We start from the raw sequence: 17,381 nt of genomic DNA on the forward strand, positions 1-17,381 counted from the left end.
CCTAAAGCACGCGAGGGACGGGTTGCCACACTTCTCTGCGCTTCAGCGTGGGGCGTGGGATATCATGCCTCCACAGAACGGATCCGTCCTGGCTACTGCTTATTGTTGAGAGCGCTGCTGTTTCTGTTTTCGGCCAGTGGCACGGTGATGGCGCAGACTTCCGACTTTGGCGACTTTACTTCATTTTCGAGCGCGAGCAGCACCGTGGTCACCACCTTGAAGATCGGTGCAACCACAGACAAGGAGTCTGCTGCCACCACCAACGCCACGGCCACGGGCGATGACATCACCGGTAGCGATGATGAGGATGGCGTCACAGTGCCAGCCTATCTTAGCCAGGGAGCGTCAAGCTCATTGACCGTCAACGTCACCAACACCAGCGGCAGCACTGCCTACCTCAATGTCTGGATTGATTTCAATGGCAATGGCGTGCTTACCGACGCCGGGGAGCAGATCGCCACCAACACCACGATTGCGACAGGCACATCGAATTCCAACAGGACGGTCAGTTTCACCGTGCCCGCCGCCGCCACTCTGGGCACGGCCGGCGTGCGCGTGCGACTGACCACCACCAACAGTCCTGGACCAGCGAGTGTCAGCGGCAATGGGGAAGTGGAGGACAGCATCACCAACATTGTCCTGCCTTCGGACTTTGGTGATTTTTCTTCGTTTGCTCCTGCCTTCAGCACGCTTTCAAACGCGGTCAGAATGGGAGCTTTGGTGGACGCCGAATCTGTGGTGACGAATGCGACGGCCGTGGGCGATGACACCACGGGTTCGGATGACGAGGACGGGGTGACGCTGCCAGTGGGGCTCATTCAAGGCCAAACTGGGCAGACCGTCACGCTCAATGTCACCAACACGAGTGGGGCTGAGGTTTATCTGAACGGATGGATCGATTTCAACAACAACGGCGTGCTCACTGATGCCGGCGAGCAGATTATCATCAACGATCCAATGACGACTGGCACCAACGGTGTCAACAAGGCCTACACCTTCACCGTGCCGACGGCTGCGGCCTTAGGCTCGGTGGGCGCTCGCTTCCGCTTAACTTCAATCCCCAATCCTGGCAGCACGAGTTCATCTGGCACTGGGGAAGTCGAAGATTACACGATCACCATCGTGGCCCCATCTGACCACGGTGACTTTTCTCTCTTTCAGGATGCCAGCAGCAAACTGTCCGACACCCTCAAGTTGGGCGATTTCACAGATGCTGAATTCACGGCGTTCACGAATTTGGCGGCGACCGGGGACGACATCAACAACGTCAACGATGAGGATGGCACCACAGTCCAGGCTATTCTGGTTCGCGGCCAGGCGGGTGTCGCGGTGACTGTGAATGTGACGAATCTCAGTAGTTCGCCGGCTTATCTGAATGGCTGGGCTGATTTTAATAACAATGGGTCTGTGACGGACACAGATGAACAGATCGTCACTGATGTGGTGGTGCCCGCCGGCACCACCAGTGACTACCAGACCTTTTTCTTTGACGTGCCGAGCACTGCTAGCCTCGGCACCATTGGCACACGCTTCCGACTGACCTCCGTGTCAACTCCGGGGCCGGTCGGAGCGAGCGGTGATGGAGAAGTGGAGGACTACACCACCACGATCGTGGCCCCATCATCGAATTTCAGGGACTATTTTTATGCGATCCGCAGCAACAACGGAAACTTCTATCTGGACGAAGTTTCTGTTTACAATCCCAACTCCGCCACGCCGACCGTCTCGGTCACTCCTGGCATCCTGAATCTGAACACAGCCACTTCGGGATATAACGCCAGCGCCAGCAATGCGTATATGAACGGCCTGGCACTGGATTGGCTGAACCGGCGTTTCTACTGGAACTCCAGCTCCGCAGGCTCAAGCGGCTATAATTATCAGCTCAATACCGCCTATTATGACAATGTCACCAAGACATGGAGTTATCAGACGGTCACAGGATCCAACCTCTCCAACATCCCGTACAACACAGGCTCACCTAATTCATCATCGGCGGGTTCAGGCGCGTTTCCGCGCGCCGCATACTACGCCGGGGATTATTACGGAGGCGGTCAAAACAACGACAACGTGGTCGCCTGGCGACTGGATGCGACAGGCAAGGCGCTCAAAAGCCCCGCCTTCAACGATTACCCCAACTTCTTCCACCGGACTCAGAAATTTGGCGGAGGTGACTTTGTGATCCGTCCTCAGGACGGCCTGTTGGTCACTTCCACGGCGGTGAACAACACGACGAACACGCTCTTCAACCAGTTCATGACCGATGGTTTCGATCCCGGCGGCCCTGCGGCCACGAGCATCAATATCAACACACAGATCCCGGTGTCATCTAACAGCGCTGTACAAATCGCAGGCGTCGGCGGGGTGACGCGGCTTTATGGCGTGGCATCCACCAGTGCGACGTTGTATCGTTTGGACAATTATGACACTGCCAACCCCGTTGCCGTCAGGGTCGGCACCCTGCCCACGGGCTCGTCGCTTAAATATGATGACTTGTCGGAAGGCATCTCCTCCTCAGTCACATCACTGGGCGTCAAAGGGATTGTTTATGAGGATACGAATGGGCTGGCGGACAACACTGTGGGAGGAACCGGCTCCAATGCGGGAGGCACCTTGTTTGCCCTGCTGGTGGATGGTGCCGGCAATCTGGTGGACTCCTTCCCCGTCAAGGATGACGGCACCTTTATTCTGGGCGGCGCGAGCGCCAACACGAGCTACACCGTCGTTCTGAGCACTTCCTTCGGCAGCCTGGGGGGGGCTGCGCCTGTGGCAGATTTGCCCCAGGGCTGGTTCAACACCGGTGAATTCCTCGGCTCAGGTGCTGGCAGTGATGGAACGGTGAATGGAAGGCTCTCGGTCTCGATTGGAACCAATGGTCTCGTAAATGCCAAGTTGGGAATTTCTCAAGCTACAAGCGTTGGCAATTTGGTGTGGAATGATGCCAACAACAACGGACTCAAAGAGGCGGGTGAAAGCGGCATCAGCGGTGTCACGGTCCAACTCTGGACTCCCGGCACAGACAATGCCATTGGCGGCTCTGGCACGGCAGCGGACACCTTGGTTGCATCGACTACGACCGATGGCTCTGGCGCTTATGGCTTTACCAACCGGCCGCCAGGAAAGTATTTCCTCTGCCTCACCCCGCCGGTTCTCTTCAGCCTGGCAAGCATCACCGCTGGTGCGGACAACGGTGTCGATAACGACAACAATGGCTCGCAGCCAGCCGGCGCGGGCACCGCAGTTTACAGCCCGGTGGTGGATCTGGCCGTGGGCAAGGAACCTGGCAATCTGGCCAGCGGAGGCATCGACATCGACAACACCATCGACTTTGGCCTGCTGAAGGCGATGGATTATGGTGACCATTCGTTGTTTGGCAGCGCGAGCAGCGCGGTGGTGCCGAGTTTGTACCTGGGGACTCTGATCGATTCAGAATCAGCCGCCGCCACCAATTCGAATGCCACGGGAGACGATCTCAATGGCGCGGACGATGAAGACGGCGTTGCCGTGCCCGCAAGCATCGCTCCCGGAGCATCTGGCACGCTGACGGCCACGGTGACCAACACCAGCGGCTCCACCGCGTTTCTCCATGCCTGGATTGACTTCAACCGCAATGGTGTTCTAACCGACGCCGGCGAGCAGGTGGCCAGCAACGTTCTCGTCGCCAACGGCGCTTCCAATTCGAATCGGACCATTAACTTCACGGTGCCGGCCTCCGCCACATTCGGTGTCGCCGGGGTCCGTGTGCGTCTGACATCGGTGAGCACACCTGGTGCCACTGGAACTCTGGGAAATGGCGAAGTCGAAGATTATGTCATGACCATTGGTTGTCCCACGGTGACTGTCACCACGGCGAGCTTGCCTGCAGGAACTGTTTCCAGCGCCTACTCGCAGACGCTCACTGCCAGTGGAGGAAGCCCGCCTTACACATGGTCTCTCGCCACGGGCACATTGCCCGCAGGGCTCGCACTCAACACGAGCACCGGTGTGATCTCCGGATCCCCAACGACTGGAAATGGTGCCAGTACGAGCCTTGGTTTCCGTGCGACGGATGCGAACGGGTGTCAGGCCAATGCGACACTCTCATTGCAAGTCTGCCCGCTTATAACTCTGTCTCCCTCGACGCTTGCCACACCGACAGTGGGTGTCTCCTATTCCCAGACGATCGGCGCCACAGGCGGTGCCGCTCCCTATGCCTTCTCCATTGCGAGCGGTTCGCTGCCAGCGTGGGCCTCGCTGAGCGCCGCAGGCGTTTTGAGTGGAACACCGGCGAGCTCCACCTCGGCCAGCTTCACGGTACGCGTCACGGATGCCAATGGCTGCGTGAAAACACTCGCTTTCACGCTGGCGGCCTCCTGTCCGGCCATCAGCATCACGCCTGCCACGCTCTCACAGGCATTCATCGGCACAGCCTATTCCCAAACACTCGCCCCCAGCAACGGCGTCGCTCCCTATGCATGGGTGCAGACTTCAGGCACGTTGCCGGCAGGTCTTTCGTTTAACGCCACCACCGGTGTCATTTCCGGCACGCCGACCGTCACAGTCAACAGCGCAAGCCTTGGCTTCCGTGTCACGGACGCGAACGGCTGCCAAGGTATTGCGACTCTCAATCTTCAAGTTTGCCCGGTCATCACGATGACTCCGGGCACATTGCCGGCTGGTGTGGTCGGAACAGCCTACTCACAGACGATTTCATCCAGCGGGGGCGTCGCTCCATACACTTACATGCTCGCCAGCGGCACGCTGCCGGCCGGGCTTTCTCTTAGCAATGCGGGTGTCATTAGCGGCACGCCGACAACTTCCAACGGAACGGGGGTCAACATCACCGTGAGGGCCACGGATACCAATGGTTGTACGAAGAATCAAATCTTCAGCCTCAAAGTGTGCCCGGTCATCAGCCTGGGGGCCATCTCCACAACCACTTCCGTCGGCACGAGCTATTCGCAGACGATTGGTGTCACTGGTGGTGCCACACCTCATGCGTTTGCGGTCGCCATCGGCACTTTACCCGCCGGATTGAGTCTTAATACGAGCACTGGCGTGCTCAGTGGCACACCCACCAGCCCAGTTCCGCAGACGTTCACCATCCGTGCGACGGACGCGAACGGTTGTGTTGGTTCACGTGTTTATACCCTTGAGCCGCAGTGCTCGGTTCTGAGTGTGAGTCCGGGGACGATTGCCATTGGCATCGTCGGCACCGCTTATTCGCAGACATTGATCTCAGCCGGGGGCACGTCTCCCTATTCTTATGCTGTATCGAGCGGCACGTTGCCAGCCGGCTTGAGCCTGAGCAACGGCGGTGTGCTCAGTGGAACTCCCACGGCAGCAGGTAGCTCGACCGTTACACTGACGGTGACAGACGCTAATTCCTGCCAGGCATCTTTCACACGCGTCATCATCATCTCCAACGCTCCCGCGGATTGTCCCACACCATCCGGTGAAACCAACGGAGGCCGCTATTTGGCGACACGGGTCGGACGCGACGTCTTCGGTGGTGAAACGCAAAGCCAGGGCAATTGCATCTTCAACATGTCGCCAGACGGTCGCTGGATCACCGGCATTCGATTCGGCCTCAAGACGCGTGGTTTTGTGATGAACACGCTCTCGCTTACCAACGTGGACATTCCGTTGGTGGATGCCGCGCATCCGTATGCGATGGGCGGTGACGTAAACGACGGCGGGAACGTTGTGGGCCATGAAAAGTGGACGACTGGATCCAAGTTCAACGTGATTCCCTGGTTCTACAACCGTGCCTCCGGCACAGTCACTCGCCTGCTGACTCCATACGATGGCAATGCCAGCGTTTACGCCTTGCCGACTGCTTTGACGGCCGACAGCACTTACGCTTTTGGCACCACTGATCCTGATGGCCCCTCAGGCCCACTGATGTCGCAGGGCGGTTGGTGGAATCTCGGCACGCGTGCATGGACGGCGATCTCCGGTGTGCGTGAGGTGCTTGATGCCTCCGCTGACGGCACCAAGCTGCTAGTCATCGACAGCAGTGGCGTGGGCAAGGTGATCAGCGGCAGTCCTGCCGGCGGCTGGGGTGCCACGGTGGTCACTTTTACCGGCGGCTCACTGCGCGGAGGACGCATCAGCCCGAATGGACGTTATGTGGGCTCCAGCCAGCGCATCTCCGGCGTGCCGGTGCCGTTTGTGTACGACACCCAGACCAGCACGCGCACAAATCTGGCCCGCATCTTGCCACAGGACAAACTAGGCGGCATCGTGGGAGCGATCAGCGACACTGGACGTGCCCTGGGCTCGATCTACAGCAGCGGTTCCTCCGGCAGCTTTGCCGTAATGTGGGACACGCCTGTTGATTTGTACACGCGCATCTCCGACCTGCTCATTGATGATGGTCACGTAGCCCAGGATGCGTCTTACGCTTTCTGGAACATTTACAATGGAGGAGACGGAATCTCCGCCGATGGAACCATGATGGGTGTGTACGGCAACAATCCTTCCGCCATCGAAGACTCCATTCTTTTCACCCGCATCCCTCAGCCTGATGCTCGGCTTTGCCTCGGCAACGCCGTTTGGCTGGACACGGACCGTGATGGCATCAAGGACGTGGGTGAGCCTGGTGTGGCTGGCGCGGTGGTGCGTTTATTCCATCCAGGGGCCGATGGCGTGCGTGGAGGCACGGGGGTGAATGCGGATTATGAAGTGGCTCCGTCAATCACCACGACGAGCAGCGGTGCTTATGTCTTTAGCGCGGTTCCTGCCGGCGTTTATTATGTGCAGGTCACGCCGACGGCGTCTCTGCCCGCCACTTCTGGCGCGGTGACACCCCTCGACAACGGCGTTAACAACGACAACAACGGTCTTCAGCCTGGCGGACCAGGCAATCCGATCTTTAGCCCACTGATCACGCTTGCTCCAGGCACTGAACCGATCAACGACGGTGACACCAATCCCAACACCGAGCTTTCCATCGACTTCGGTCTCAATGACGGCGTAAATCTCGGGGATCTCGTGTTTTATGATGCGGATGGCGACGGCTTGTTTGGCAGCGGTGATACGGGCATTCCCGGCGTCAGTGTGCAGTTGGTGAACAGCGGTGGCACCGTGCTGGCCACCACCGTCACCGGCGCTGATGGTCGCTATCTTTTTGGTGGCTGTGCTCCGGGAACCTATCGCGTGCGTGTGCCGGTGCCCGCCACCGCATATTCGTTTGCCACGATCTCGGATGCACAGGACAACGGCGAAGATAATGATAGCAACGGCATTCAGCCGGGCGGAGCTGGCACGGAGACCAACAGTCCGCTTATCACGCTTGCCACAGGCACCGAGCCTGGGTCCAGCGGTAGCACCAGCTTTGAGAGCACCATCGACTTCGGCTTCCGTTCTTGTCCGGTCATCGCCATCGCGCCAGCCACGGTGGCACAGGGGGTGGTGGGCACGGCATACACACAGGCCATGAGCGCCACGGGAAGCAGCGCCACGCCTTACGCCTGGAGCGTTGTTACTGGCACGCTGCCTCCAGGTTTGAGCATCAGTGGCGGTGGTTCGATCACCGGCACTCCGACTGCGGCCACGAGCGGGGTGAATGGAGAAAGCATCACCCTCCGTGCCTCAGACGCGAACACTTGCTACAAGGATCAGTCCATGCGGATCAAGGTCTGCCCAGTCATCACGGTCAATCCTGCCACATTGCCAGCGCCCTTGATCGGTGCGCCTTACTCACAGACCATCACCGCCACTGGTAGCTCCGCCGCGCCGTTGGTTTTCAGTGCTTCCGGGCTGCCTGCATGGCTTTATCTGGATCCAAACACGGGCGTGCTGTCTGGCACGCCGACCAACTCGGTGTCCGTCACTTTCACCATTACCGCCACCGACGCGAACCTTTGCACAGGCTCACGCACTTACACGCTGCCACCGGTCTGTCCCACGATCACGATTGATCCTGCCGTGCCAGCCACGGCCAGAGTTGGCCAGGCTTACACCCAGGCACTGACGGCCTTGCCAGCGTCTGGTCTGACCGGCCAGTATTTCTCTGGCAAAAGCTTTAACACGCTGCTGCTGACACGTCAGGATGCCTCGATTGATTTCGATTGGGCTGGCGGCTCACCGCATGCCTCGGTGCCGGCTGATGTCTTTTCGGTACGCTGGAGCGGGTTCATTCGTCCAAGCGCCAGTGGCACGCACACTTTTCAATCCACCTCTGACGACGGCGTGCGTGTGTGGGTGAACAACACGCTCATCATCGACCACTGGGTGGATCAGTCCGCGACCTCCCACAGCGCCACGATCACACTGACCGCTGGCACCGTGGTGCCGATTCGAGTGGAGTATTATGAAAACGCAGGTTCTGCAGTCGCCCGTCTGCAATGGTCCGGGCCTTCGCACACGCTGCAGACGGTGACGGGCTGGCTAGGCTACCAGTGGAGTGTTTCCAGCGGCACGCTGCCTGCGGGGCTCACACTTGATGCTGCCACGGGTGTCATCAGTGGTACTCCCACCACTTCGAACGGTTTGGGTGTCAATGTTACTGTGCGCGCCACCGATCCGAATGGTTGCAGCGGCACGCGAGTGCTGCCCATGCAGGTCTGCCCGATCATCAGCCTCACACCATCTGCGCTGCCGCCCGCCACGGTCGGTTTGGAATATGAACAGACGATTGGCGCTACTGGCGGCGCGGCTCCTTACCAGTTCACCATCGCCAGCGGCACATTGCCAGCTTGGTGCACGCTGAATGCCTCGACAGGTGTCGTCAGAGGCACGCCCACCAGCACCACTCCTGCCACGTTCACTGTGCGTGCCACGGATGCCAATGGCTGTGTTGCAACACAGGTTTACACCTTGGACCCTCGCTGCCCGGCCTTTACCCTGACCCCCTCCACGCTGCCTTTGGCCACCGTCGGCTCGGCATATTCACAAACACTCACCACCACTGGCGGTACGGGCACTTACAGCTATGCCCTCAAGAGCGGCACCTTGCCAGATGGACTCACGCTCTCTGGCGCGGGTGTCATCGCAGGCACTCCGACGACGGTGAACGGGGCAGGGGCCAGCGTCACTGTGCGTGTCACGGACTCTGAGGGCTGCCAAGGCGTCGCCACCTATCAGATCAAGGTCTGCCCTGTCATCACCGTGAATCCTGCGACGCTCTCGGCTCCGGTGATTGGCTTTGCCTATTCAGAAGTGGCTACCGCCAGCGGCAGCAGCGCCACACCGCTGACCTGGAGTGCGACGAATCTGCCCGCTTGGCTCAGCCTCAACACAGCCACGGGAGCACTCACCGGCACCGCTACCAGCACCACGCCTGCGACCTTCACGCTCACTGCGACGGATGCCAACGGCTGCTCAGGTTCCCGTGTCCACACGGTGACTCCGGCCTGCCCGGTGATCACGCTGGGCGGTGTGTCACCTCCGAATAGCTATCTCACCACCAGCTACTCGCACACCCTCACCGCCAGTGGAGGCACGGCCCCGTATTCCTTCGCGCTGATCAGCGGCACGCTGCCTCCAGGCCTGACGATGGCCTCCAATGGCACGGTCAGCGGCACGCCCACGACGCTGGGCAGCTATGCGGTCACGGTGCGTGCCACGGATGCCTACAACTGCCAGAGCGCGACGACTTCCGTCACCTTTGTCGTCAAGAGAATGGCCATCGGCAATCAGGTGTGGATCGACATGAATGACGACGGCCTGCGCAACTCCACTGAAAGTGGTGTGCCGAACCTGCCGCTGCAATTGTGGTCTCCCGGCATCAACGGCAACGCCGAGAACGGCAGCGGTGATGATGTGATGCTCGGCACGACTGTCACCGACACAAACGGTCTTTATCTCTTCACCAACCTCGCCCCTGGCGTCTATTACGTTCGCATTCCCACGCCGCCGACCTACTACCCACGCGTCAGCACCAGCCAGGTCGCGCTCGACAATCGCGTCAACAATGACAACAACGGCCTCCAGACTGTCTCGGGCGATCCAGTCGTCTCGCCGCTCATCACGCTTTCCCCTGGCACCGAGCCCAGCAGTGGCGCGGATGGTGATGACAATGATGCGGACAGTACCATCGACATTGGTTTCGCCAATCCCAGCCCCTGCTTGGTCACCAACCTCATCGACAACCCGAGCTTTGAGTTCCAGGGACTGCCCAACACGACCGGAACGCCGGTCAGCGTGCTCGGTTATGACGGCGCTGGCACCGCGCTCGGCACCAACATCAACGCCTACCAGTGGCTGGGCGGCACCAATGGCACCAGCGGAGTCGGTGAGCCGCTTCAGCGTGTGCAGGTGCTCGCGGGCAATAATGGATCGCGTGTTTCATGGACGGAGAGCGTCAAGAGCCGTCACGGCAAGCGCATGCTGCTCATGCAAGGTACCAACTCCTGCGTCAGCCTGCGCCCGGCGGGCGGCGGTGCCTGGAGCACGGCATTGCAAGCCGGCAAGGAATATGAGCTGAGCGTGTGGGCCGCGAACGCCTCCTCTGGCGCTGCTTCCATCCTATGGGATCTCGGCGCGAACGCGCATGTGTTCCAGATCATCACCGGTTCCACTCCGGGCATTTATCAATACTACACCGTCCCTCAGGGTGAGCTGAGCGCCACGGCCCCAGGCGTGGACCAGTGCTGCGGTTACAGCGGCGGCACGATTTCTTATCCCGCTCTTGGCGCGGCGGATTACAACGGCTGGACCGAGGCCTCGGCGAGCAACGCGCAGCCGGTGTGGCGTCAGTTCACCTACCGCTTCCGCATCGCAAATGCCGCCACGCAGGCGCAGATCGACAGCGCCAGCATTGTTCTCTCCGGCGGCAGCAGCAGCAATCCGGTGGTCACTGATCTTGTGTATCTCTGCCAGGTCGGCACCTCGGCCACGCTCACCATCGGCAACCAGGTTTGGAACGATGCCAACAAGAACGGCGTGCGCGACACCGGCGCGTTCAGTGAGCTGGGCATCGGCGGTGTCGCCGTGAATCTCTACCGCACGACCAACGACACCGCCGGTGACGCGGATGACCTGCTCGTCGGCAGCACCACCACGAGCCCAGTTGGCTCCTACAACTTCACTGGCCTTGCCGATGGCAAATACGTCGTGCGCGTCACTCCACCCTCAGGCATCCCTGCCGCTGGTGGCAACGTCGTCACCGCTGATAACAGCATCAACAACGACAACAATGGCTCGCAGCCAGGCGGGCCAGGAACTTATCTCTACAGCCCGGTGATCACGCTGGCCGTCGGCACGGAACCAGTCAATGACGGTGACACAAACCCCGATACGGAACTCAGCGTCGATTTCGGCTTGTTCACCGGCATACAACTCGGCAACCAACTGTTCATCGACGCCAACAACGACGGTGTGTTCACCAGCGGCTCTGAAAGCGGTGTTGGCTCAGGTGTTGCGGTCGAATTGCTCGACGGTTCGGTGAACACCGTCATCGCCAGCACGACGACGAACAGCTCCGGTGTTTACGGTTTCACGGTTTATCAGCCCGGCGCTTACCGCGTCCGCATTCCCACGCCGCCAGTCACGTATCCGCTTGCTTCTGGCGTGGCGGACTTGTCTGACAATGGGGAGGACAACGACAGCAACGGCAGCCAGACCGGCGGCATCGGCACGGCGGTCATCAGCCCCACAATCATGCTCACCGCCGCTGGCGAGGCCGGGAGCAGCGGCACCACCAACACGGAGAACACCATCGACTTCGGTTTCCGTGGCTGCCCCACCATCACGATCAGCCCAGGCACTGTGGCCATGGCGACTCAATATGTGGCCTACAATCCGTTGTCACTCAGCTCTAGCGGCGGTTCGGGCGGTTACAGCTATCAGATCAGCAGCGGCAGCCTGCCCAACGGCATGAGCATGAGCAGCGCGGGTGTCATCAGCGGCACTCCGGGAGCGGCGGCTGCCCCAGGCTCCTATAATTTCACGGTGCGCAGCACAGACAGCCAGGGCTGCACCGGCACCCAAAGCTACACGCTCACGCTCATGAACGCTCTCGTGACGGTCAATCCCGCCACGCTGCCCTCCGCCACGCAATATGCGGCTTACAGCCAGGGTTTGGCCGCCTCCGGTGGCACCGCTCCTTACACCTGGAGCTTCGGTCCTTCGGCTTTGAGCGGTTCAGTCGTGTGGTGGCCGGGTGAAAACAGCGCCGCAGAGCTGTTGAGCGCGAACCATGGTGCGTTGCTCAATGGTGTTGGCTTCACCGCCGGTGTCGTGGGTCGCGCGTTCAGCCTGGATGGAACGAACGACTACATGCAGGTGGCGGATCAGTCGGCCATGCGCCCGGCGCAGATCAGCCTTGAGGCCTGGGTTCGGCCGACCGCGGCAACACCTGCTGGCAATCGCGTGATCGCTGCCAAGACCAGTGATGTGGCTGCTCCTGCCAATGGTTACGGCCTTATGCAGCTTGGTGGCACCAACACGCTGCGTTTCTGGATCAATGGCGCTGATTTCGTCGATGCGCCGGTGGTTGTGAATGCTTGGAGCCATGTAGTGGCCACTTACGACCTCAACACTCTGCGCCTTTACGTCAACGGCGCCCAGATCGCTTCGAAGGCGCTCACCACCGCCATCAATCACTCCACCCAGCCGTTGGTTGTCGGTGGCAGCAGCACCGCTGGCACCCACTGGGGCGGCGCTCTTGATGAACTGGTGATTTACAACCGCGCGATCAGCACTGTCGAAGTCGCCGCGCGTCACAGCGTCACCACCAGCGGGAACAACGGACTGCCTGCCGGTCTGACGATCGACAGCATCAGCGGACTGCTCAGCGGCACGCCGACTTCCGTTCCAACCAGCTATCCGTTTACCGCGCGTGCCAGCGACACTTACGGTGGCGTCGGTCTGCGGGCCTACACGCTCGCCGTGGCCTGCCCGGTGCTGAACATCACGCCCAAAACACTCTCGGATGCCACGCAATACGCCGCTTACACCGCCGTCACACTCAACGCTGCTGGCGGCACGGCTCCGTATCTCTGGGACATCACCAGTGGCACACTGCCCACCGGCATGAGCCTCAGCAGCGCGGGTGTTTTGAGCGGCACACCGGGCTCCGCGCCGGGAACCTATTCCATCACCGTTCGTGCGCGTGATGCGAACAATTGCGTGAGCACGCAGGCTCTCAGCGTGCGCGTCGTCTGCCCGCCGATCACGCTTTCTCCCGCTACTTTGGGCGACGCGCAGCAGTTCGTGGCTTACAGCGCCGTGCTGATGGATGGCATGGGCGGCAGCGCGCCTTACACCTTCAGCATCGACAGTGGAGCGCTTCCTTCGGGCATGAGCCTCAGCACCTCGGGCCTTCTGAGCGGCACACCGACGGCGCTTCCGGGGGATTACACCTTTACAGTTCGCGGCACGGACAGCGTCGGCTGCTCCGGCACTCGCAGCCACACCTTGCGTGTGACCTGCCCGGTCATCACCGTCACACCGGCCACGCTGCCCAATGCGCGTCAATACCAGGCCTACAGCCAGACCATGAGCGCCAGCGGTGGCAATCCGGCCTACACTTGGTCCCTCGACAGCGGTGCTTTGCCGGACGGACTCGCCCTCAGCGCCACCGGTGTCATCAGCGGCACACCGACGGCGGCTCCTGGCTCTTACAACTTCCGCATCAAAGCAACTGACAGCACGGGGTGCTCCGGCACGCGTGACTGCACCCTCACGTTTGACTGCCCAATCATCGCTATCACGCCTGCGACGCTGCCGCAGGCCACTACGACCGAGCTTTACTCCCAGCAGCTTACCGCCAGCGGCGGTACCATGCCTTACACTTGGTCGATGGTCAGCGGTGCGCTCCCCTCGGGGGTCACGCTCTCCTCCGCCGGTTTGATCAGCGGCACCACCACGGCGGTCGGCTCGTTCAACTTCACCGTGCAGGCCAGCGATCTGAACGGCTGCGTCAAGCAACAGGCGCTTTCGCTTGGCGTGAACTGCGCCGCGATCACCATCACGCCTGCCTCGCTGCCAGCAGCCACGGTGGGGAATGCCTACTCGCAGCAGCTCAGCGCCAGCGGCGGTGTGGGCACGAAGACCTGGTCCCGCACCGTCGGCACCTTCCCCACCGGCATGAGCATCTCGCCCACCGGCCTGATCAGCGGCACGCCCACCAGCGCTCCTGGCAACTACAGCGTGACGATCCAGGCCATGGATCAAAACAACTGCCCTGGGACGATCAATTACATCATCACGCTGCAATGCCCCACGATCACGATTTCTCCCGCGACCGTGACGAATGCGGCGGTGGGCGTCAGCTACACGACCACTTTGACCGCCAGCGGCGGCACGGGGCCCTACACCTGGAGTATTCCCACGGGTTCCGCGCCCACCGGTCTGGCGCTCAGCCCCTCCGGCATGCTCAGCGGCACACCGACGGTGGCCGGCAGTTTCACCTTCACCGCCGAGGCGCGTGATGTGTATGGCTGCGTGGGCAGCGCCACGGTCGGCATCACGATTGACTGCCCCACGCTCGCGCTGACACCTGCCAGCCTGGCCTCTGGCTATCGCGGCGTGGCATACAGCCAGACGGTCACCAGCAGCGGCGGCGTCGGGCCTTACACCTATTCACTCATCGCCGGCAGCCTACCTCCAGGTGTCACTTTGAGCAACGCGGGCGTCATCAGCGGCACGCCGACGGCGGTGGGCAGCTACAGCTTCACCGTCCGCAGCGTGGACACCGCCACCTGCTCCGGCACGCGTGATTATGTCGTCACCATCAATGGTCTGGCACTGGGAAATCTCGTCTGGGACGATCTGAATCAAAGCGGCACGCGTGACGTGGGTGAACCGGGCCTGGCAGGTGTCTCGCTGCAACTTTTCGCCACCACCGACACGGTGATCGGCAATGGCGATGATGTTTCCCAAGGCACCACGACCAGCGATGGCTCCGGTGGCTACGCCTTCATCGGTCTGGCCCCAGGACGCTACTTTGTGCGCATCACCACACCTCCGACCTCTCATCCGATGTCCTCGGGGGCGCAGGTGAGCGCGGACAACGGCATCGACAATGACAACAACGGCGTCCAGGCAGGAGGGAAGGGGACGGCGATCACGAGTCCGGTCATGACGTTGGCCATCGGACGTGAGCCAGGTGATGTCGTGGGCGGTGCGGATGCCGACAACAGCCTCGACTTCGCTCTGCGTGCCGTGCCAGCCTCGCTGACGAACCTGCTGGAGTACGATTTGAACGTCGCCAGCGGCGGTCTGCCCGCGCCGCCGAGCTACAAGCATGGCTGTGTGGTCAACGCGGCCAAGATTCAGATCGAGGACGACATGAACGGACTCACCGACATCAGCGAGCCGACCAGCAACGGTCCGATTCGCGGTGGCGCGCTCTCCCGCCGCATGCGTGACTGGGACGCGGCCTACGACACGACTTACGACAGCGCGCGCACCAGCATGACGCAGAACCGCGACAGTCTGTGGGTCCGCTTCGACATGGACCCGACCGCAACCGGCAACATCGGCAACATCCTCTTCGATGTGTTCCGCGTCGGTTCCACCGCGCCGGTGCAGGGGAAAGTCTTCCTCACCTGGAAAGACGGCGCCAGCCACCGCACGGCGGTGACGAACAGCTTCACACTGCCTTCGACCGGTTCGTGGTACTCGATGAACCTGGCCTGGAGCAGCTTCATCGGCGGTGCGACGGCCCTTCCCACCGCAGCAGAGCTCGCCGGCAAGCCCTTCTTGCTCGAAATCTATCTCTGGGGCGGTGATGGCTCCGGCTACATCGACATCGACAACATTTTGCTGCAAGGCAGCGCCACCTGCGATCCGCCGACACTCTCCATCGGCGACTTCGTCTGGGCTGACACGAACGCCAACGGCCTCAAGAACCCGCGTGAGCCGGGTCTGGCCAATCTCACTGTCGAACTCCTCCGCGCCGGTGCTGACAACTTCGCCAACACGGCCGACGACCAGCCCGTCACCACGACCACGACAGATGCGAACGGCTATTACCTCTTCACAGGCCTCACGGCTGGCAAATACTTCGTGCGCATCCCGACTCCAGACTCGCTCTGGCCCCTGGTATCGCCTGGGGATGCGAATGACAACGGCGAGGACAACGACAGCAACGGCTTGCAGCCCGGCGGCAGCGGCACCGCCGTCAGCAGCCCGGTCATTGACCTCGCCCTGAACAAGGAGCCGGGCAATCTCGCCAGCGGCGGTGGCAACCAGGAGATGACCATCGACTTCGGCTTCAGCGCCTCGCTTTCCATCGGCAACTTGGTGTGGTCGGACAATGACAACGACGGCTTAGTCGATGTCGGTGAGTTGGGTGTCGAAGGCGCGCAGGTGGAATTGTACCGCTCCACGGACAGCACGGTGAACAATGGCGATGATGTGAAGGTGGGCTCGACGTTCATAACAGCCGCCGACGGCTTGTACAACTTCACCGGCTTGAGCGCCGGCCGCTACTATGTGCGCGTGCTGCCTCCGGTCACGCATCCGCGTCGCAGCACGACCAGCAGCAGCTCGGACAACGGCATCGACAATGACAACAACGGCATCACGCAGGCATCTTCCGGCGCGCGTGTTTTTTCGCCGATGATCACGCTCTCCGCGCTCACCGAGCCGGGCAACCTCCTCGCCCCCTTCGGAGGCAACACTGACAGCACCATTGACTTCGGCCTGCGCCCGACCTTCTGCAGCATCGGCAACCTGGTTTACAAAGATGGCAACAACAACAGCGTCTATGACTCGGGTGAAGGCGTCGGGGGAGTGCGTGTCGAACTGCTGAACAGCTCCGGTGTTTTTGTCGCCAGCACGACGACGAGCTCCACCAGCAGCACCCGCGGGCGCTACATCTTCAGCAATGTCGTTCCCGGTTCCTATTATGTGCGCATTCCTGCCTCCGAGTTTGGCGTCGGCAAGCCGCTGGTGAATTCGATCTCCATCTCGCCGGCCTCTCCTACCGACGTCAACCTGGATGATAACATCGTCGGCAATGATGACGGCGCCGACAACGCCCAGCCGGCCACCAACGGCATCAGCAGCGCTCTGATCCTGCTGCAAGATGACAACGAGCCAACCAACGCCGCCGGTGAAAGCGGTGTGTTCAACACCCTGGATGATTCCGACGACAACAATGGCGACATGACCGTCGATCTGGGCTTCAAGTCCTCCGGTCCGGCCGCCACCGGCTGCTACCACTTCCTTCTGACGGATAGCAATCGTGACGGCGTGCTGCTCCAGACTGGAGAAATCACTCCAGGCCAGGCTTATGACTTCAACTACACGCCCACCATCGCGCATCTCGACAATGCGGATGTGATCTATGACGCCTCGCTCAGCCGCCTGGTGGTGGATATTACGGTGAATCAGATCGGCAGCAGCAAGGTGGACGCGCTGTGGTTCCTGGTCAGCACCGGCTCCGATCCGGCCACGGCGAACCATGCGGTGATCTACTTTGACGGCCAGAATCGTGCGAACCCGAA

General features: G+C 61.0%; 1 protein-coding gene. It reads left to right on the forward strand.

Translation table 11 applies throughout. From position 1 onward, the window contains the following. Nucleotides 1–105: 105 nt before the first annotated feature. Nucleotides 106–17,381 (forward strand): putative Ig domain-containing protein (locus ACILSI_RS00900; protein ID WP_395719944.1); only part of this gene is annotated, 17,276 nt, incomplete at its 3' end.

This window comes from Prosthecobacter sp. (assembly GCF_044232965.1).
Classification (GTDB): Bacteria; Verrucomicrobiota; Verrucomicrobiia; order Verrucomicrobiales; family Verrucomicrobiaceae; genus Prosthecobacter.